The 19,847-nt window shown below is 69.9% G+C and carries 15 protein-coding genes; 6 read left to right on the top strand and 9 right to left on the bottom strand.

Annotated features, from left to right (window positions below; genetic code table 11):
• On the top strand, window positions 1–483 hold a 483-nt coding region (locus ACIY1X_RS08785), incomplete at its 5' end, for a peptide deformylase (RefSeq protein ID WP_399679826.1).
• A gap of 6 nt (window positions 484–489) precedes the next feature.
• Here the strand turns inward: ACIY1X_RS08785 and ACIY1X_RS08790 are convergent.
• The 3 genes from ACIY1X_RS08790 to map all read right to left on the bottom strand — a co-directional run bounded on the left by ACIY1X_RS08790 (window position 490) and on the right by map (window position 4,404).
• A complete protein-coding gene (locus ACIY1X_RS08790) occupies window positions 490–885 on the bottom strand; it encodes a DoxX family protein (protein WP_038216409.1) in 396 nt (131 codons plus the stop codon).
• An 86-nt stretch (window positions 886–971) separates the two neighbouring features.
• Window positions 972–3,572 carry a [protein-PII] uridylyltransferase gene (locus tag ACIY1X_RS08795; protein ID WP_399679828.1) on the bottom strand — a complete coding sequence of 867 codons (2,601 nt, stop codon included), beginning with the start codon at window positions 3,570–3,572 and terminating at the stop codon, window positions 972–974.
• A 13-nt stretch (window positions 3,573–3,585) separates the two neighbouring features.
• Window positions 3,586–4,404 (bottom strand): type I methionyl aminopeptidase, encoded by an 819-nt coding sequence (map, locus tag ACIY1X_RS08800; RefSeq protein WP_038216414.1) that lies wholly within the window; start codon window positions 4,402–4,404, stop codon window positions 3,586–3,588.
• 115 nt (window positions 4,405–4,519) lie between these two features.
• On the opposite strand from map, the gene purL reads away from it, so the two are divergent.
• Both purL and ACIY1X_RS08810 read left to right on the top strand, forming a co-directional pair.
• Window positions 4,520–8,539, top strand: coding sequence for a phosphoribosylformylglycinamidine synthase (purL, locus tag ACIY1X_RS08805; RefSeq protein WP_399679830.1), 4,020 nt, complete (start codon window positions 4,520–4,522; stop codon window positions 8,537–8,539).
• A 332-nt stretch (window positions 8,540–8,871) separates the two neighbouring features.
• On the top strand, window positions 8,872–9,795 hold the full coding sequence (locus ACIY1X_RS08810; RefSeq protein ID WP_038216417.1) for a universal stress protein: 924 nt from the start codon (window positions 8,872–8,874) through the stop codon (window positions 9,793–9,795).
• A gap of 76 nt (window positions 9,796–9,871) precedes the next feature.
• Here the strand turns inward: ACIY1X_RS08810 and ACIY1X_RS08815 are convergent, their stop codons facing one another.
• The 6 genes from ACIY1X_RS08815 to ACIY1X_RS08840 form a co-directional block, all read right to left on the bottom strand.
• Window positions 9,872–10,651 carry a peptidylprolyl isomerase gene (locus ACIY1X_RS08815; protein WP_038216419.1) on the bottom strand — a complete coding sequence of 260 codons (780 nt, stop codon included), beginning with the start codon at window positions 10,649–10,651 and terminating at the stop codon, window positions 9,872–9,874.
• 102 nt (window positions 10,652–10,753) lie between these two features.
• Window positions 10,754–11,038, bottom strand: coding sequence for a BolA family protein (locus ACIY1X_RS08820; protein WP_399679833.1), 285 nt, complete (start codon window positions 11,036–11,038; stop codon window positions 10,754–10,756).
• Window positions 11,035–11,574 (bottom strand): septation protein A, encoded by a 540-nt coding sequence (locus ACIY1X_RS08825; protein WP_399679834.1) that lies wholly within the window; start codon window positions 11,572–11,574, stop codon window positions 11,035–11,037. The genes ACIY1X_RS08820 and ACIY1X_RS08825 overlap by 4 nt, the downstream gene beginning before the upstream one ends.
• Before the next feature lie 79 nt (window positions 11,575–11,653).
• Window positions 11,654–12,076: a peptide-methionine (R)-S-oxide reductase MsrB gene (gene msrB / locus ACIY1X_RS08830; protein WP_038216429.1), complete on the bottom strand. Its 423-nt coding sequence runs from the start codon at window positions 12,074–12,076 to the stop codon at window positions 11,654–11,656.
• Window positions 12,073–13,551, bottom strand: coding sequence for a YdiU family protein (locus ACIY1X_RS08835; protein ID WP_399679836.1), 1,479 nt, complete (start codon window positions 13,549–13,551; stop codon window positions 12,073–12,075). The genes msrB and ACIY1X_RS08835 overlap by 4 nt, the downstream gene beginning before the upstream one ends.
• A gap of 60 nt (window positions 13,552–13,611) precedes the next feature.
• Window positions 13,612–14,646, bottom strand: a complete 1,035-nt coding sequence (locus ACIY1X_RS08840) for an AraC family transcriptional regulator (RefSeq protein ID WP_399679838.1) — start codon at window positions 14,644–14,646, stop codon at window positions 13,612–13,614.
• 193 nt (window positions 14,647–14,839) lie between these two features.
• Here ACIY1X_RS08840 and ACIY1X_RS08845 point away from each other — a divergent pair, with 193 nt between their 5' ends.
• The 3 genes from ACIY1X_RS08845 to ACIY1X_RS08855 form a co-directional block, all read left to right on the top strand.
• Complete coding sequence (locus ACIY1X_RS08845) at window positions 14,840–16,618, top strand: carboxylesterase/lipase family protein (protein WP_399679840.1); 1,779 nt, start codon at window positions 14,840–14,842, stop codon at window positions 16,616–16,618.
• A 137-nt stretch (window positions 16,619–16,755) separates the two neighbouring features.
• Window positions 16,756–18,402: a 3-(methylthio)propionyl-CoA ligase gene (locus ACIY1X_RS08850; protein ID WP_399679841.1), complete on the top strand. Its 1,647-nt coding sequence runs from the start codon at window positions 16,756–16,758 to the stop codon at window positions 18,400–18,402.
• A gap of 219 nt (window positions 18,403–18,621) precedes the next feature.
• Window positions 18,622–19,847 (top strand): branched-chain amino acid ABC transporter substrate-binding protein (locus ACIY1X_RS08855; protein WP_399679843.1); only part of this gene is annotated, 1,226 nt, incomplete at its 3' end.

Raw genomic sequence — 19,847 nt, forward strand, 5'->3', positions numbered from 1 at the left:
CCGGTGGACGCCTTCGACACCGACGAACTGCACCTGCTGGTGCGCGACATGTTCGAGACCATGCACGCCGTGAACGGCGCCGGGCTGGCCGCACCGCAGATCGGCGTGGACCGGCAGGTCGTCATCTTCGGCACCGGCGCGCCCAATCCCCGCTACCCGGACGCCCCGCCGGTGCCGCGCACGGTGCTGGTCAACCCCGTCGTCACGCCGCTGGGCGACGAGGAGGAAGAGGACTGGGAGGGATGCCTGTCGGTGCCCGGCCTGCGCGGCGTGGTGCCGCGCTTCGCGCGCATCCGCTACAGTGGCTTCGATCCGTACGGCGACCCGATCGAGCGCGAGGCCGGGGGCTTCCATGCCCGGGTGGTGCAGCACGAGGTGGACCACCTGCTGGGCAAGCTCTACCCGATGCGCGTGCGCGACTTCAGCCGCTTCGGCTTCACCGAGGTGCTGTTCCCCGGCCTGGATGCGGCCGAGGACGATTGAAGAAGCTCAGTTGAAGCGGCCGCCGATGCCGAGCCGCCCGCCGCCGAGGAAGGCGACCGCGATGGCCGAGAACAGGAACATGCCCTGCAGTTCCAGCGCCCAGCCGCCCTGGTTGTTCAGCGCGCCGAGGTCCTTCATGTGGACCAGCCAGATGGCGACCAGCATGTTGGCCGCCACCACCCATGCCGCCGGGCGGGTGAACAGGCCGACGATCAGCAGCACCGGCGCGACGACCTCGCCCACGTACACCAGGTAGGCCAGGATGGCCGGCAGGCCGTGCGAGGACAGCATGCCGCCGATGCCGTCCACCCCCTTGCTCAGCTTGGCGATGCCGTGCAGCAGGATGAGAACGCCCAGCGCCACGCGCAGGATGAGCTTGCCGAGATCGTCGGATTTGGTCATGGAGATGCTTTCCTCGAAGAAGGGTGGATCACGGCGCGCATGTTAGTGAAGGCGGGGCGTTCCGTGTCCCATGCCCCACGGCCGCGTCAGACCTCTTGCAGCGCGTCCAGCAGCTCCGTCTCGATCGCCAGTTGCGCGCGCTGGCCCTGCAGCTCGGGCCCGCTGATGAGGAAGCTGTCCTCCACGCGCTCGCCCAGTGTCGTCACCTTGGCCAGCTGCAGGTTGAGGTGGTGCCGCGCCAGCACCCGGGCGACGGAGTACAGCAGGCCCACCCGGTCGCTGGCCGAGATGCTGAGCAGCCAGCGCTGCGCCTTCTCGTCCGGCGTGAGGCTCACGCGCGGCGCGACGGGGAAGCTCCTGACGCGGCGCGAGACGCGGCCGCGGCTGGGGGCGGGCAGTTCGCCGGCGGCGGCCAGCGTGCGGGCCAGGTCGGTCTCGACCTGGCTGATCAGCTCCCGGTAGTGCTCGGGCAGGAAGGTGGTCACCACCTGGAAGGTGTCGAGCGCGTAGCCGTTGCTGGCGGTGTGCACGCGTGCATCCAGGATGCTGAAGGAGGCCTGGTCGAAGTAGCCGCAGATGCGCGCGAACAGGTCGGGCGCGTCGGGCGTGTAGACCACCACCTGCAGCCCCTCGCCCACGGGCGACAGCCGGGCGCGCACGACGGGCCGCGCGCCGGGATCGACCGGCGCGCCCCTGGCGGGCACGAAGCGCGACAGCTTCTTGGCATGCCAGGCGATCTCGTTCGCGTCGTGGCGCATGAAGTAGCCCACGTCCAGCGTGTCCCACAGCGCCTTGTGCGCGTCGAAGGGCAGGGCGTGCAGCTTGATCTCGGCCAGCGCCTCGCGCTTGCGGGCCTCGACCTCGGCATCGGGGTCGGGCATGTGGCCGCCCAGTGCGCGCGAGGTGGCGTGGTAGAGGTCTTCCAGCAGCTTGCCCTTCCAGGCGTTCCACACGCGCGGCGAGGTGCCGCGGATGTCGGCCACCGTTAGCAGGTACAGCGCGGTCAGGTAGCGTTCGCTGCCCACACGCTTGGCGAAGGCGGCGATCACCTCCGGGTCGGACAGGTCCTGCTTCTGCGCCACGGTGCTCATCACCAGGTGCTCGGCCACCAGGAACTCGATCAGCTTCGCGTCCTCGCGCTCGATGCCGTGGCGCCTGCAGAAGCGGGCGACGTCGCGCGCGCCCAGTTCGGAGTGATCGCCGCCGCGGCCCTTGGCGATGTCGTGGAAGAGGGCCGCGACGTAGAGTATCCAGGGCTTGTCCCAGCCGGCCGCCAGCTGCGAGCAGAAGGGGTATTCGTGCGCGTGCTCGACGATGAAGAAGCGCCGCACGTTGCGCAGCACCATCAGGATGTGCTGGTCCACGGTGTAGACGTGGAACAGGTCGTGCTGCATCTGCCCGACGATGCGGCGGAACACACGCAGGTAGCGCCCCAGCACCGAGGTCTGATTCATCAGCCGCATGGCGTGGGTGATGCCGCGCGGCGCCATCAGCATGCGCATGAAGGTCGCGTGGTTGGCCGGGTCGTTGCTGAAGCGCGTGTCCATCACGTGCCGCGCGTTGTACAGCGCACGCAGCGTGCGCGCCGACAGGCCGGTGACGCCCACGGTCTTCTGGAACAGCAGGAAGGTCTCCAGGATGGCGTGCGGCTCGCGCAGGTACAGGTCGTCGCCGGCGACCTCGATCTTGCCGGCCTTCTCGAAGAAGCGGTCGTTCAGGCGGGTGAGCGCGGCCGGCTGCGGGTCCAGGCGCTCGGCGATGTTCAGCAGCAGGATCTCGGTGAGCTGCGACACCGCCTTGGCGGCCCAGTAGTAGCGGCGCATCAGCGCCTCGCTGGCCTTGCGCCTGGACTCACCCTCATAGCCGAAGGTGGCGGCCACGGCGGTCTGCAGGTCGAACACCAGCCGGTCCTCGCGCCGGCCCGCCACCACGTGCAGCCGCGCGCGGATGAGGGAGAGCAGCGACTCGTTGCGCTTGAGCTGCTGCACCTCGAAGGCGGTGGCCAGGCCGTTGCCGGCCAGGTCGTCCCAACTGCGGCCGAAGCCGGCGGCCTGCGCCACCCAGAGCACCGTCTGAAGGTCGCGCAGGCCGCCGGGCGATTCCTTGCAGTTGGGCTCCAGCGCGTAGGGCGTGTTCTCGTACTTCTGGTGCCGGTGCCGCATCTCCTGCGACTTGGCGGCGAAGAAGGCGCGCGGGTCGATGCTGGCCTCGAAGCGCTCGCGGAACTGCTCGTAGAGCCTGCGGCTGCCGGTGATCAGGCGCGATTCGAGCAGCGAGGTCTGCACCGTCACGTCCTTGGCCGCCTCGGCCAGGCACTCGTCGATGCTGCGCACGCTGGAGCCGATCTCCAGGCCGGCGTCCCAGCAGCGGCCGATGAAGGCCTCGAGCCGTTCGGCCGGCACGGCGTCGCCGCCGGGCAGCAGCACCAGCACGTCCACGTCGGAGCAAGGGAACAGCTCGCCGCGGCCGTAGCCGCCCACCGCCACCAGCGCGATCGACGGGCCCGGCGCCGCGTCGCGCCACAGCTCGCGCAGGGCGCGGTCCGTCGCGCGCGCCAGTTCGCGCAGCGCGGCGTGCACGTTGCGCGCGCCCGTGGGCGTGCGCAGGCGCTCGAACAGCGCGCTCTTGCGCGTGCGCAGGTCGTCGCGCAGCGCGGCGGGCAGGTCGACGACGACCGAGAACGCCATCGGGCGCGGCGCCTCAGCCGCCGGTGACGAAGGCCGGCGGCGGCGGGCTGCCGGCCGAGAGGGTGAGCACCTCGTAGCCGGTCTCGGTGACCAGCACGGTGTGCTCCCATTGGGCCGACAGCGAGCGGTCGCGCGTGACGATGGTCCAGCCGTCGTATTTGCCGGCCTTGTGGTCTTCCTTGATGTCGCGCTTGCCGGCGTTGATCATCGGCTCGACGGTGAAGATCATGCCGGGCTTGAGTTCTTCCATGGTGCCGGGGCGGCCGTAGTGCAGCACCTGCGGCTCGGCGTGGAAGGTGCGGCCCACGCCGTGGCCGCAGAACTCGCGCACCACCGAGTAGCCGTTGCCCTCGGCGAACTTCTGGATCGCGTGGCCCACGTCGCCCAGGTGGTTGCCGGGCCGCACCTGCATGATCCCGTGCCACATCGCCTCGTAGGTGACGTGGCACAGCCGCTTGGCGGCGATGGAGGCGTCGCCCACGACGAACATGCGGCTGTTGTCGCCAAACCAGCCCTTGTAGATGACGGTGACATCGATGTTCATGATGTCGCCCTTCTTCAGCGGCTTGTCGTCCGGGATGCCGTGGCACACCACGTGGTTGACGGAGGTGCACAGCGACTTCGGGAAGGGCACGCTGCTGGCGCCCAGGTAGCCCACCGTGGCGGAGGTGGTGCCCTGCTTGACCATGTACTCGGCGGCCAGGCGGTCGATCTCGTTGGTGGTGACGCCCGGCTTGACGAAGGGCGTGAGGTAGTCCAGGACCTCGGAGGCGAGCCGGCAGGCGGTGCGCATGTCGCCCAGGCTGGCCGGATCGTGGTAGGTGATGCTCATCCTCGGATTATCCCATTCGGGCCATAAAATGCCGGGTTCTCCCGAGCGGCCCCAGTCAGCGGTCGCCGGGTCCGGATTCCTTCAAAAGTTCACCGGCCGCCCAGGCCCCACCACCGTGACGCAGCCCGCTCCCTCCGCCACCCCCGTCGTGACCGTTTTCGAGGGGGGCGCGGCGCTCAGCGACTTCCGCGCGCGCCAGTTGCTGCCGCGGCTGCAGGCGGTGGCGCCGAAGGTCGAGGGCATCTCGGCACGATTCGTCCACCTGGTGCTCACCGAGGCGGTGCCGGACGCCGCGGCGCATGACCGCCTGGCTGCGCTGCTGACCTACGGCGAACCCTTCGAGGCACCGGCCGGCGCCGCGTCCACGCTGGTGGTCACGCCGCGGCTGGGCACCGTGTCGCCCTGGGCCTCCAAGGCCACCGACATCGTCCACAACTGCGGCCTGGCGCTGCGGCGGGTGGAGCGCGTGACGCAGTACTTCCTGAGCCTCAAGGCGCCGCTCATCGGCAAGGCGCCGGCGCTGGACGGCGACCAGCTCGCCGCCGCAGCCGCGCTGCTGCACGACCGCATGACCGAGTCGGTGCTGCCCGCGCTGGACGGTGCCGCCGCGCTGTTCGCCGAACTGCCGCCGCAGCCGATGGCGCACGTGGACGTGCTGGGCGGGGGCAGGGCGGCGCTGGAGCAGGCCAACACCGGCTTCGGCCTGGCGCTGGCCGAGGACGAGATCGACTACCTGGTGGAAGCCTTCACGAAGCTGGGCCGCAACCCGACCGACGTCGAGCTGATGATGTTCGCCCAGGCCAACAGCGAGCACTGCCGGCACAAGATCTTCAACGCCGACTTCACCATCGACGGCGTGCGGCAGGACAAGAGCCTGTTCGGCATGATCCGCCACACGCACCGGACGCACCCGCAGCACACGGTGATCGCCTACGCCGACAACGCTTCGGTGATGGAAGGGCACGAGATCGAGCGCTTCGTGCCGCGCGAGGGGCAGGCCTACGCCAAGGACCGCGCCACGCACCACGTGCTGATGAAGGTGGAGACGCACAACCACCCGACGGCGATCTCGCCCTTCCCGGGCGCCTCGACCGGCGCCGGCGGCGAAATCCGCGACGAAGGTGCCACCGGCCGCGGCTCCAAACCCAAGGCCGGGCTGACGGGCTTCACCGTCTCGAAGCTGTGGCCCGAAGAAGGCAGCTACGGCAAGCCCGGGCACATCGCCAGCCCGCTGCAGATCATGACCGAGGGGCCGCTGGGCGGCGCGGCCTTCAACAACGAGTTCGGCCGGCCCAACCTGCTGGGCTACTTCCGCGAGTACGAGCAGCGTGTGGAAAGCGATGTGGACGCGCTGCAGCGCGGCTACCACAAGCCGATCATGATCGCCGGCGGCCTGGGGCAGATCGACGCCATCCAGACGAAGAAGATCCCGTTCCCCGCCGGCACGCTGCTGATCCAGCTCGGCGGCCCGGGCATGCGCATCGGCATGGGCGGCGGCGCGGCCAGCTCGATGGCCACCGGCGCCAACGCGGCCGAGCTGGACTTCGACTCCGTGCAGCGCGGCAACCCCGAGATCGAGCGCCGCGCGCAGGAGGTCATCAACCACTGCTGGCAGCAGGGCGAGGCCAACCCGATCCTGGCGATCCACGACGTGGGCGCGGGCGGGCTGTCGAATGCCTTCCCCGAGCTGACCAACGATGCCGGCCGCGGCGCGCGCTTCGACCTGCGCGCGGTGCCGCTGGAGGAGTCCGGCCTGGCGCCCAAGGAGATCTGGTGCAACGAGAGCCAGGAGCGCTACGTGCTGGCCATCGCGCCGGAGTCGCTCGAACTGTTCAAGGGCTTCTGCGAGCGCGAGCGCTGCCCCTTCGCCGTGGTCGGCGTTGCGACCGAGGCGCGTGAGCTGGTGGTGGCCGACGAGACGGCCGATGCAGCGAACCAGCCCGTCGACATGCCGATGGACGTGCTGCTCGGCAAGCCGCCGAAGATGCACCGCGACGTGAAGTCCATCGCCCGCCGGTTCAAGCCGCTGGACCTCACCGGCGTCGACCTGCAGCAGGCCGCCATCGGCGTGCTCTCGCATCCCACCGTCGCCTCCAAGCGCTTCCTCGTCACCATCGGCGACCGCACCGTCGGCGGCCTGTCGCACCGCGACCAGATGGTCGGCCCCTGGCAGGTGCCGGTGGCGGACTGTGCCGTGACGCTGGCCGACTACCGCGGCTTTGCCGGCGAGGCGATGAGCATGGGCGAGCGCACGCCGCTGGCAGCCATGGATGCACCGGCTTCGGGCCGCATGGCGGTGGCCGAGGCGCTGACCAATCTGCTGGCGGCGCCGATCGACCTGAAGCGCGTCAAGCTCTCCGCCAACTGGATGGCCGCCTGCGGCGAACCGGGTGAGGACGCCGCACTGTACGAGACCGTGAAAGCCGTCGGCATGGAACTGTGCCCGGCGCTGGGCGTGTCCATTCCCGTGGGCAAGGATTCCCTCTCGATGCGCACGCAGTGGGAGGAAGGCGGCGAGAAGAAGAAGGTCAGCTCGCCCGTCAGCCTGATCGTCAGCGCCTTCGCCAGCCTCGACGACGTGCGCGGCACCCTCACGCCGCAACTCGATGCGCAGGAGGAGGACACGACGCTGGTCCTCATCGACCTGGGCCTTGGCCAGCACCGCATGGGCGGCAGCATCCTGGCACAGGTGCTGGGCCAGACCGGCGACGCCGTGCCCGACCTCGACGACCCGCAACTGCTGGTGAAGCTGGTCGATGCCGTCAACCAGCTGCGCGCCGAAGGCAGGATCCTCGCCATGCACGACCGCAGCGACGGCGGCCTGTTCGTGACCGCCGCCGAGATGGCCTTCGCCGGCCACGTCGGCGTGTCCCTCAACGTCGACCTGCTGGTGACGGAAGGCGACGGCATCTCCGACAGCCGCATGGAGACCGGCGACGCCAAGAACTGGGCCCAGCAGGTCAGCGCGCGGCGCGAGGAGCTGACGCTCAAGGCCCTGTTCAGCGAGGAGCTGGGCCTGCTGCTGCAGGTGAAGACGGCCGAGCGCAACGCCGTGATGCAGACCCTGCGTGCGCACGGCCTCTCGGCCTTCAGCCACTTCGTCGGCAAGACGCGGCCGCAGAGCTCGCCCATCGACGTGGGCAAGGGCAAGCTGGAGGTCTGGCGCGACACCAAGGCCGTCTTCAGCGCCGGCCTGGCCGACCTGCACCAGGTGTGGGACAGCGTGAGCTGGAAGATCTGCCGCGAGCGCGACAACCCCGCATGCGCCGACAGCGAGCATGCCGCCGCCGGCGCGCCCGACGATCCGGGCCTGCACATGGTGCTGGCCGAGGGCGTGGAGGAGGACGTCGCCGCACCCTTCATCAACCTGGCGCGCCCCCGCGTCGCCATCCTGCGCGAGCAGGGCGTGAACTCGCACGTCGAGATGGCCTACGCCTTCACCGAGGCGGGCTTCGAAGCCTTCGACGTGCACATGACCGACCTGCAAACCGGCCGCGCCGACCTGGCCGGCTTCAAGGGCATCGTCGCCTGCGGCGGCTTCAGCTATGGCGACACGCTGGGCGCGGGCATCGGCTGGGCGCGCAGCATCACCTTCAACCCGAAGCTCGCGGAGCAGTTCCGGCGCTTCTTCGCCCGCACCGACACCTTCGGCCTGGGCGTGTGCAACGGCTGCCAGATGTTCGCCGAACTGGCCGACATCATCCCGGGTGCGCAGGACTGGCCGCGCTTCACCACCAACCAGAGCGAGCGCTTCGAGGCCCGCCTGGCGCTGGTGGAAGTGCTCGATTCGCCCAGCCTGTTCCTCGCCGGCATGGCCGGCAGCCGCCTGCCCATCGCGGTGGCGCACGGCGAGGGCTATGCCGATTTCCGCCATCGCGGCGACGCGGCGAAGGCCATCGCCGCGATGCGCTTCGTCGACCACGCGGGCCAGCCCACCGAGCGCTACCCGTTCAACCCCAACGGAAGCCCCGGCGGCCTGACGGCCGTGACCACGGCCGACGGCCGCTTCACGGCGCTGATGCCGCACCCCGAGCGCGTGTTCCGCAACATCCAGATGAGCTGGACAGCGGGGGACCGGAGCGCCTTCAGCCCCTGGATGCGCCTGTGGCGCAACGCGCGGCGCTGGGTGGGCTGAGCGCGTCCTGCCATCCCGCAATCTGGCATGACCCCTGGGGCCATCGTGGGCTTTTCGCGCACGCCGGCCTAGACTCGGCGCATGTCTTCCGCTTTCCTCGCATCCATGCACCGCCGGTGTCCGGCGCGGATGGCGTCTGTCGCCACCCCGCCAGGGTGTCCGCGGCGAACCGCCGGTCCGGTCTGAGCCCGGCGGTCCGCGAGTCGAAGCCCTTCCCGCTTTCCATCTCCTGCTGATCGCCGGGCCCTCCACGCCCGATGCCCTGCAGCGTCCGTGCACGCCACGGGGCGGTGTTCCTGCCCGCCTCGCCGCGGGCCAGCAAGGAGAGTCCCATGGTGCTGCGCCAGATCCTGGCCGTCGTCGATTTTTCCGTTCCGGGCATCCATGCCGCCTGGCGGGCCGCCCGCCTGGCCTGGTCGCATGGTGCCGAGCTGCGCCTGATCACCCTGGTCGAGCCGCTCGATTCGCATCCCGCCTCGCGCTTCGGCCCCGGCGCGCCGCCGGTGCGGGCGCATGCCGACCTGTCCTTCCTGGCCGAGGAGATCGGCGCCGCGCTGGGCGTGCGCACCGCCGTGTCCGTCGGTGCCGGCACCGACGCGCAGGAGGCCCTGCATCGCGCGGCGCGTGCCGCCGACCTGGTCGTCGTGCCGGCCGAGGCGGCGGTGCCGGGCCTGCGCGGACGGCTGCAGGGCGCATGGGCCGAGCGCCTGCTGCGCGCGGCGGGCGTGCCGGTGCTGATCTGCCGGCGTCCTTCCGGCGTGCCGTACCGCCATGCGCTGGTGGCCTTCGACCCGGCCGAGCAGCGCACCGCGCCGGCGCTGCTGCACATGGCGCGCTGGTTCTGCGAGGAGCACGAAATCAGCGCCTGCCACGTGATGAGCACCGACACCGAGCGTCACCTGCACGCCGCCGACCTGCCGCTGCCGGCCGTCCAGGCCTGGCTGGAGACCGCCCGCGTGCGGGCACAGGTGGCCGTGTCCGAGCAGCTGGCGCATGCCGGGCTGCCGCGGGCGCGGGGCGTGGTGGTTCACGGCGAGCCGGTGTCGCGGCTGGCGCTGGAGCAGGCGCGCACCGAGGCATCGCTGCTGGTGGTGGGCAAGCCGCGGCGCGCCTGGTGGGTCGACCTGTTGCGGCCCGGCCTGGCCCGGCGGCTGGCGCAGCGGGTGCGCTGCGACGTGCTGTGGGTGCCTTCGCCCGGGCGCAGTGCGCCGGTCGCGCGCCAGCGCCTGGCGCCGGTGCGGCCGGCGCTGCGCTGAGGGGCTGGAAACGACGAAGGCGGCCGAAGCCGCCTTCCCTGCATGGGCCGGGCGCCGGTCGGCGCCTGCCGATGCCTTATTCCACCTTCGCCTTTTCCCGCAGCTCCTGCTGGTAAGCCTGCAGCTTCTGCTGCATGAGCTGCTGGCTCAGCTGGGGCTTGATCTCTTCCAGCTTGGGGAAGCTCATCTCGCGCACGTCGTCCAGGCGGATGATGTGCCAGCCGAAGTCCGACTTGACCGGGGCGGTGGTGGTCTCGCCCTTCTTCAGCTTGATCATGGCCTGCGAGAACTCGGGCACCAGGCCGGCGGGGTTGGTCCAGTCCAGGTCGCCGCCGTTGGCCGCGGAGCCGGGGTCCTTGGAGAACTTCTTGGCCAGGTCCTCGAACTTGCCGCCCTTCTTGAGCTCGGCCATCACCTTCTTGGCCTCGTCCTCGGTGGGCACCAGGATGTGGCGGGCCTTGTACTCCTTGCCGCTGTTGGCGGCGACCAGCTTGTCGTAGGCGGTCTTGACCTCCTCGTCGCTGACGGGGTTGGCCTTGCGGTAGTCGTCGAACAGGGTTCGGATCAGCACGGCCTGGCGCGCCAGCTCCATCTGCGCCTTGAAGTCGTCGGTCGCGTCCAGGCCCTTCTTCTGTGCTTCCTGCATGAAGACCTCGCGCGTGACCACTTCCTCGCGCAGCTGTTCCTGCATCTCGGGCGTGACGGGCCGGCCGGCGGCGGCCAGCTGCTGGGCCAGCGCCTCCATGCGCGCCTTGGGCACGGGCTTGCCGTTGACGATGGCGGCGTTCTGGGCGAAGGCCGGCGCGGCGGCCAGCAGGAGGGCGGCGGTGACAGCTTGCAGGCGATGTTTTCTCATGGGCATTTCTCGAACGGAATGCGCGTCGCGCGCGATGACGGAAGACAAAGGGGTGGAGGGGAGGGAAGGGGTGCGGTCCCGAAGGGTGTGCCGGGCGCGGACCTAGGTGGGGAGCTGAAGCGTCTCGATGGCGAGGGCGTGCAGGCCCCGGGGGACGAAAACCTGCGCGGCATCATACACAAGGCGGTGCTGCGCCACGCGCGACAGGCCGGCGAACCGCGGCGAGGCGATGCGCACCCGGAAGTGCGTGCCGTAGCCCTCCGCCCGCGCGCCGGCGTGGCCGGCATGGGTGCCGCTTTCGTCAAGCACTTCCAGTTGCACCGGCGCCAGCGCGGCGCGCAGGGCGGCTTCCAGTTCGGCAGCGGTGGGCAGCGTGGGTGCATTCATGGCGCGGGCTCGTCCGACTTCAGGTGCGGCGCGATGTACAGGCCCTGCGCGACCAGGAAAGCCACCGGGAACACGTAGCCCCAGAGCTTGAAGTCCACCCAGGCCTCGGTGCTGAAGTACACCGCCACGTAGGCGTTGAGGGCGGCCATGAAGGCGCAGTACAGCACCCAGGCGACGTTCAGGTGCGTCCAGATGCGCTCCGGCAGCGCGAGCTGGCCGCCCAGCAGCATCTTCAGGAAGTTGCGCCGGAAGCCCCACAGCGCCACCGCCAGGGCCAGCGCCATCGCGCCGTAGAGCACGGTGGGCTTCCACTTGATGAAGCGGTCGTCGTGCAGCAGCAGGGTGAGCGAGCCGAACAGCAGGATCAGCACCAGCGTGGCCTTCTGCATCGTCTCCAGCTTGCGCTGGGTGGCGTAGATATAGGCCATCTGCACCGCGGTGGCGGCCATCAGCACGCCGGTGGCCACGTAGATGCCAGCGACCTTGAAGGCGACGAAGAACAGGAGGATGGGCAGGAAGTCCAGCAGCAATTTCATCGCAGGACCGCCCCAAGATGAAATGCACTCCCTTGGGGAGCAGCGAACCACACGAAGTGGGGAGCGTGGGGGTCAAGCTTCATGCCTGGCCGTCCTCCGGCGCGAAGTCCAGCGACGCGGAGTTCATGCAGTAGCGCAGCCCGGTGGGCGCCGGCCCGTCGGGGAAGACGTGGCCCAGGTGCGCGCCGCAGTTGGAGCACACGGTCTCGGTGCGCACCATGCCGTGCGAGCGGTCCACGTGCTCCGTGATGGCGCCGGGCACGGCCTGGGAGAAGCTGGGCCAGCCGCAGCCGGCGTCGAACTTGGTGCCGGAATCGAAGAGCTTGGCGCCGCAGCAGACGCAGTGGTAGCTGCCGTCGGCCCAATGCGCTTCGTACTTGCCGGTGAAGGGGCGCTCGGTCGCGGCATGGCGGGTGACCTCGAAGGCGGCCGGCTCGGCGCCTTTCTCGGCCAGCAGCGCCTTCCACTCGGCGTCGCTTTTCTGGATGCGGGGGTTGGTCATGAGGAGCAACTGATCTCGATCGTGGAGGCCCAGTCGGGCGGGAAGCCGGCATGGGCGTCCATGCCGGGGTGTTCTTCACATGGGGATTGCAGCAGGGCGAGCAAGTCGGCGACGCCGCCGAAGTCCTTGGACTGGGCGCGTTCGATGGCCTGCTGCGCCAGGTGGTTCCGCAGCACGAAGCGCGGGTTGACGCGCAGCGCCGCATCAGGGGCGGCAGCCTGCGGTGCCTGCGCAAGACGCTCCGAAAATTGTAGCGACCAGGCGTCGAAGGCGGCCCGGTCGACGAACAGGTCGCGCACCGGCGCCGCGTCCGCGCCGGCGCGGTGCTCGGCCCAGCGGCGCCAGAAGATGGGCCAGTCGGTGTGTTCCGAGGCCATCAGGCGCAGCAGAGCGTCGAGCAGGGCGCCGTCGTCCTCGCGCGCATCGGGCAGCCCGAGCTTCTCGCGCATCCGGTCCAGGAAGGCGGCCGGGAAGCGCTCGCGGTACACGCCGACCGCGGCCACGGCATGTTCTTCCTCGCCGATCAGCGGCAGCAGGGCCTGCGCCAGGCAGAACAGGTTCCAGTACGCCACCTGCGGCTGCTGGTTGTAGGCGTAGCGCCCGGCGGAGTCGCTGTGGTTGCAGATGTGGGCGGGGTTGAAGCCGTCCATGAACTGGAAGGGGCCGTAGTCGATGGTCAGCCCCAGGATGCTCATGTTGTCGGTGTTCATCACGCCGTGGCAGAAGCCGACGGCCTGCCACCGGGCGATGAGGTCGGCGGTGCGCTCGCTCACCGCGTGCAGCAGGCCGGCGTAGGCGTTGCCGTCGAAGGCGGCGGCATCGCGGCAGCCCGGGTAGAAGCGGTCGATGACGAAGTCGGCCAGCGCGCGCAGCTCGTCCACGCGGCCGGCGGCGGCGAAGTGCTCGAAGTGGCCGAAGCGGATGAAGCTGGGTGCCACGCGGGTCGTGACGGCGGCGGTCTCGACGGTCTCGCGGTACACCGGCGCGTCAGAGCCGGTGACGCACAGGGCGCGGGTGGTCGGCACGCCCAGCGCATGCAGCGCCTCGCTGGCCAGGAACTCGCGGATGCTGGAGCGCAGCACGGCGCGCCCGTCACCCATGCGGGAGTAGGGCGTGCGGCCGGCGCCCTTGAGCTGGATCTCCTGCCCGCCGGCGGTCTCGCCCAGCAGGATCGCGCGGCCGTCGCCCAACTGGCCGGCCCACACGCCGAACTGGTGGCCGCTGTAGACGGTGGCCAGCGGATCGGCCCCGGCGACGGGCAGGTTGCCGGTGAGGGCTTCCAGGACCGCGCCGGTGCGCCACGCTGCCGGCAGGCCGAGCAGGCGCGCCACCGCGTCGCTGTGCCCGACCCAGTAGGGGGCGGGCAGCGGCGTCGGCTGCAACCGGGTGAAGAAGGCGGGGCCCAACTGCGCGAAGCCGGGCTGCCAGCGCAGGCCCAGGTCGGCGACCTCGGCGTCTTGGGCGAGCAGGCTCATGGGGAGATTGTCCGCCAGCGGGTGTAACCCCTCGCGCGGCGGGCCATCGCGGCCCGCGGGTCAGGGCACGGCAGCGAGCGTGGCCCGGATGCGGGCGCGGTACTGGGCGGGCGGCAGCCCGAACCAGCGCTTGCAGGCGCGGAAGAAATTGCTGGTGTCGACGAAGCCGAGCCGGTCGGCCACGTCGGCCAGGGTGTGGCGCTGTTCGGCCAGGTACTGCTGGGCCAGTTCGCGCCGCGTGCGGTCGAGCAGGGCCTGGAACGACACCGATTCCTCCTGCAGCCGCCGCTGCAGGGTGCGGTCGGCCAGGCCCAGCCCGGCGGCCACGTCCTGCCTGCGCGGCTCGCCGTGCGGCAGGCGGCGGGCGATCTCGGCGCACACCAGGGTGCTGGTGGTGGTCTGGCCCAGCAGCTCCAACTGCTCGTCCAGCAGGCGGTCGTGCATCTCGCCCAGTTCGGGGTGGTGCGTGGGCAGCGGCAGCGAGAGCGCGGCCGCGGAAATCAGCATGCGGTTGGCGTCGGCGTTGAAGCGCAGCTCGCAGCGGTAGGCCGCGCGATGCTCGCGGTCGTCGGCCGGGGGCGGGTAGACGAATTCCATGGCCAGCGGCTCGACGCCGCGCCGGGTCAGCCAGCGGCACTGCATGAGCACCGTGAGCAGGGCGTGCTCGAGCCGCTGGCGCGGGATCGGCAGGCGCCCGCCGGTGTGCTCCATCACCAGCCAGCAGCCGCGCGGATCGGGCTGCATGGAAAAAGCCGTGGCGTCGGAGATGACGGGCATGTAGCGCACCAGCCGCTCCAGCCCGCCGCGCAGGTCGGGGCTGCACGCCATCGCGTGCCCCACGGTGCTGGTGTTGCTGTGCGTGTCGGCCAGCTCGCGCTGCAGCCCCAGCGTGGGCTTGCCGGCGCGCGCCACGGCCAGTTGCCAGAGCACGGTGATCTCGTCCACCGGGATGCGGGTGTTCTGGCGATGCAGCGACTCGGGGTCGAAGCCGGCGTCGCGCAGCAGGGAGGGCACGTCGAGCCCCTCGGCCTCGAACATCAAGAGCAGCCCCGTGAGCCACGCCGCCGAACTGGTGCGTTCCTCGGGCTGCGGCACGCAGCCCGGACGGCGCCGTGGCCGGTGGGGGAGGAGGGCTGCGGAAGTCACTGAATTGGCGCGCTTGGGATAGCAGTGGAAACGGGAGCGAATCCTAGGATCGTCGACTGCCGGCGAAGCCGCGAGTGTGGGCGCCGCCCGCCGGCGCGTGAATTCCGATTAACCCGGTGTGGAGACAAGGCATATGCGAGACATGACAACAGCCCCGCGCCCGGGCCGGGACCTGGCCGGCCCGGCCGCAGCCGTCCTCAAGGTCCTGGCCGTCGCCGCCTGCGCCGGGCTCGCGAGCTGCGGCGGCGGGTCGTCCGGGCCGCCCGCCGTGTTCCTGCCGGTGCCGCCCGCGCCGCCGCCACCGGCCCCCCCGCCGCCGGCGCCTCCGCCGCCCGCCCAGGACGGTCCGATGGTGCGCCAGACGGCGACCGGCAAGATCGAGGGCGTGGACGACAGCGCCGGCTCCGGCACCTGGTTCTGGAAGGGCGTGCCCTTCGCGCAGCCGCCTGTCGGCGCGCTGCGCTGGGCGCCGCCGGCCGACCCGCAGCCCTGGGACGGCGTGCGCGACGCGACGCAGTTCGGCCACAGCTGCGCGCAGGGCGGGCGCTATTTCAGCCCCGCGCCCGGCGGCGCGCCCTACGGCATGGCGGTGCGCGAAGGCTTCGGCAAGCCGGTGGGCGACGAGGACTGCCTGACGCTCAACATCTGGCGGCCGGCCGGCACCGACGACAAGCTGCCGGTGATCGTGTTCATCTACGGCGGCAGCAACATCTCGGGCTACACGGCCGATCCGAGCTACGACGGCGCGCAGTTGGCGAAGCGGGCCAACGCCGTTGTCGTCACCGTCAACTACCGCCTCGGCTTCCTCGGCTGGTTCGACCTGCCGCAGCTCAAGACCGGCGAGCCGCGCAACGACTCCGGCAACTTCGCGCTGCTCGACCAGATGCAGGCGCTGAAGTTCATCCAGGGCAACATCGCGGCCTTCGGCGGCGACCCGGGCAGCGTCACGGTGATGGGGCAGTCGGCCGGCGCCGTCAACACCTGGGCCCTGGTCACCTCGCCCGCGTCGGCCGGGCTGCTGCACAAGGCGGTGGCGCTGAGCGGCGGGATCGCCTTCTCTTCACGCACCGCCGCGCAGAACTACGCGAAAGGGCTGGTGCGCGCCATCCTCGTCGCCGAGGGCGAGGCGGCCGACAACACGGCGGCGGACAACTGGCTGGCCAGCCGGACGGAGACCCAGGTGGCCGGCTACCTGCGCAGCCTGCCGGCCGACAGGCTCGTGGAGATCATGCTGGCGAACCCGCTGCTGGGCAATTCGCCGGCGCCGATCGAGGACGGCAGCATCCTCCCCGTGGACTCGCGCGCCGTGGTGGCGGGTGGCACCTTCAACAAGGTGCCCATGATCGTCGGCAACACCCGCGACGAAGGCACGCTCTTCGGCGGCGTGATCGGCGGCTTCAAGCCCAACGACTACGACCGCTTCGGCCTGCAGTACAACTTCGACCCCGACGCGCCCGGCAGCCTCTCGGAGGCCGACCTGATCAACCCGGCCTTCCTGCCGGTGGACACGCCGGCGACCGGGTGGAAGGCCAGGACGGACCAGCTCACCAGCTTGATCTTCCTCAACGGCCTGCCGGCGCAAATCGATTCGATCGCCGCGCAGCTGCCGACGAAGACCTGGTACTACCGCTTCGACTGGAGCCAGGAGCCGGTGCCCTTCAACACCGTCTACGGCGCCACGCACGGGATGGACACGGTGTTCTTCTTCCACAACTTCGGCACCAACGTGTTCTCGTTCGCCTACAGCACGGCGAACCGGCCGGGGCGCGAGGCGCTGTCGGACGCCATGATCGGCAGCCTGGCCGCCTTCGCGCGCACGGGCGACCCGAACCACCCCGGCCTCGGCGTGACCTGGCCCAACTGGCCGCGGCAGATCGTCTTCGATGCGAGCCTGACGCAGATGCAGAACAGCGTGCCATGAGGCGCCGCACAGCCGTCTTCCAGGCGACAGATCGCTGCCCTGATACTGCGGGTTTCTGTCATTGTGCGAACGCACGAAGATTGCGTGAATCGCCGATGACTGCCAACCGCTGTATGACGGAGAAAAGGAGCCTGTAGATGCTGGGTTTGATGCAAGACCGCCCGCTGTTGATTTCCAACCTGATCGAGTTCGTCGACCGCCACAACGGCGACGGCGAGATCGTCTCGCGCCGGGTGGAGGGCGACATCCACCGCTACACCTGGCGCGACTGCGCGGCGCGCGCCCGGCAGGTGGCCCATGCGCTGGACGCCGAGAAGCTGGCCTTCTCCGACCGCGTCGCCACCCTGGCCTGGAACGGCTACCGCCACCTGGAGCTGTACTACGGCGTCTCGGGCTCGGGCCGCGTGCTGCACACCATCAACCCGCGCCTGCACCCCGACCAGATCGCCTGGATCGCCAACCATGCCGAGGACCAGGTCCTGTGCTTCGACCTCACCTTCCTGCCGCTGGTGCAGGCGGTGCACGCCCGCTGCGGCACGGTGAAGAAGTGGGTCGCCCTGTGCGACGCCGACAAGCTGCCGGCCGACAGCGGCGTGCCCGGCCTGGTCAGCTACGAGGACTGGATCGGCGGCCGGCCGGCCACCTACGACTGGCCGGTGTTCGACGAGAACTCGGCCTCGAGCATGTGCTACACGAGCGGCACCACCGGCAACCCCAAGGCCGCGCTGTACAGCCACCGCTCCACCACGCTGCATGCCTACGCCGCCGCGCTGCCCGACGTGATGTGCCTGTCGGCGCGCGACGCGGTGCTGCCGGTCGTGCCCATGTTCCACGTCAACGCCTGGGGCATCCCGTACTCGGCCGCGCTGGTGGGCTGCAAGCTGGTGTTCCCCGGCCCGGCGATGGACGGCAAGTCGGTCTACGAGCTGATCGAGGCCGAGAAGGTCACCTTCGCCGCCGGCGTGCCCACCGTCTGGCAGATGCTGCTGGGCCACCTGCAGGCCAACGGCCTGAAGTTCAACACCCTCAACCGCACCGTGATCGGCGGCTCGGCCTGCCCGCCGGCCATGATCAACGCCTTCCGCGACCAGTACGGGGTGGACGTGCTGCACGCCTGGGGCATGACGGAGATGAGCCCGCTGGGCACCCTGTGCACGCTGAAGAACAAACACCTGTCGCTGCCCGCCGAGGAACAACTCGCGCTGCGCCTGAAGCAGGGCCGGGCGATCTTCGGCGTGGACATGAAGATCGTGGGCGGCGACGGCAAGGAGCTGGCCTGGGACGGCAAGACCTACGGCGACCTGCTGGTCAAGGGCCCCTGGATCGTCAAGGAGTACTTCAAGGGCGAGGGCGGCGACCCGCTGGTCAGGGACGAGAAGGGCGACGGCTGGTTCCCCACCGGCGACGTGGCCACCATCGACGCCGACGGCTTCATGCAGATCACCGACCGCAGCAAGGACGTCATCAAGTCCGGCGGCGAGTGGATCAGCTCCATCGACATCGAGAACATCGCCGTGGCGCACCCGGCGGTGGCGATGGCCGCCTGCATCGGGGTGTTCCACCCCAAGTGGGACGAGCGGCCGATCGTCGCCGTGGTCAAGAAGCCCGGCGCCGAGGTCACGCGCGAGGAGCTGCTCAAGTTCTACGAAGGCAAGACCGCCAAGTGGCAGATCCCGGACGACGTGGTGTTCGTCGAGGCCATCCCGCTGGGCGCCACCGGCAAGATCCTCAAGACCAAGCTGCGTGAACTGCTCAAAGACTACAAGCTGCCCTCCCTGGCCTGAGCCGGGCAGGGCACCCAGGGCCGCGTCCGCGGCCTTTTTTTCGCCCGCTCCGGCGGGCGCTTCCTACCCGTGGGTAGCAACCGCCGCTCGTGCTGTCGCCAGAGTGATAGAAACGGCCTTGCTGCGGCGCAGCGTACGGGCATTCCCTGAGCGTTCGACCCTCAAAGACTTGTACGCTCATTCGGCTTTTCGATCGCCCTCAAGAACAGGAGACACAGCTTGAAATTCGCTCTGAAACTCACCGTCGCAGCCCTCGTCGCCGCCACCGGCACCGGCGCCTTCGCTCAGAAGGGTGAAACCGTCAAGATCGCCTGGCTCGACCCGCTTTCGGGCCTGATGGCCGCCGTCGGCACCAACCAGCTCAAGACCTTCCAGTTCTTCGCCGAGAAGTTCAACATCAAGAACGCGGCGGGCGTGAAGTTCGAGGTCATCGGCATCGACAACAAGCTCAGCCCGCAGGAGACCACTGCCGCACTGCGCTCGGCCATGGACCAGGGCGCGCGCTACGTCGTGCAGGGCAACGGCTCCGGCCCGGCGCTGGCGATCATCGACGCGCTGGAAAAGCACAACGCCCGCAACCCGGGCAAGGAAGTGCTCTACCTGAACTACGCCGCCGTGGACCCGGACCTGACCAACAGCAAGTGCAGCTACTGGCAGTACCGCTTCGATGCCGACACCTCCATGAAGATGGAGGCGCTGACCACCTACATGAAGGAGCAGCAGGACATCAAGAAGGTCTACCTGATCAACCAGAACTACTCGCACGGCCAGCAGGTCAGCAAGTTCGCCAAGGAGAACCTCAAGACCAAGCGCCCCGACGTCCAGATCGTCGGCGACGACCTGCACCCGCTGGCACAGGTGCGCGACTTCGCGCCCTACATCGCCAAGATCAAGCAGTCGGGTGCCGACACGGTCATCACCGGCAACTGGGGCTCCGACCTGGCGCTGCTGATCAAGGCCGGCAACGACGCGGGCCTGAACGTCAAGTGGTTCACCTACTACGCCGTGACCACCGGCACGCCCACCGCCATGGGCGCGGCGTCCGACGGCAAGGTCTACCAGGTCGCCTACGGCCACTACAACATGGGCGGCGAGATGCAGAAGTACGCCGACGAGTTCAAGAAGCGCTTCAACGACGACATGTACACGCTGGACATCTACACGGTGTACCAGGCGCTGTCGGAAGCCTTCGCCAAGGCCAAGACGACCGAGCCGGTCAAGGTGGCCGCCACGCTGGAGGGCATGAAGTTCAAGAGCTTCAACGGCGACGTGGAACTGCGCAAGGCCGACCACCAGCTGCAGCAGGGCCTGTACATCACGCGCTGGGAGAAGGCCAGCGCCAAGTACCCCTACAGCCCCGAGAACACGGGCTACACGCTGGCGCCGGTGAAGTTCTACGACGCCTACGTGGCCAGCACGCCGACCAGCTGCCAGATGAAGCGGCC

The organism is Xenophilus sp. (assembly GCF_044462705.1).
GTDB classification, from domain to species: Bacteria; Pseudomonadota; Gammaproteobacteria; order Burkholderiales; family Burkholderiaceae_C; genus Xenophilus; species Xenophilus azovorans.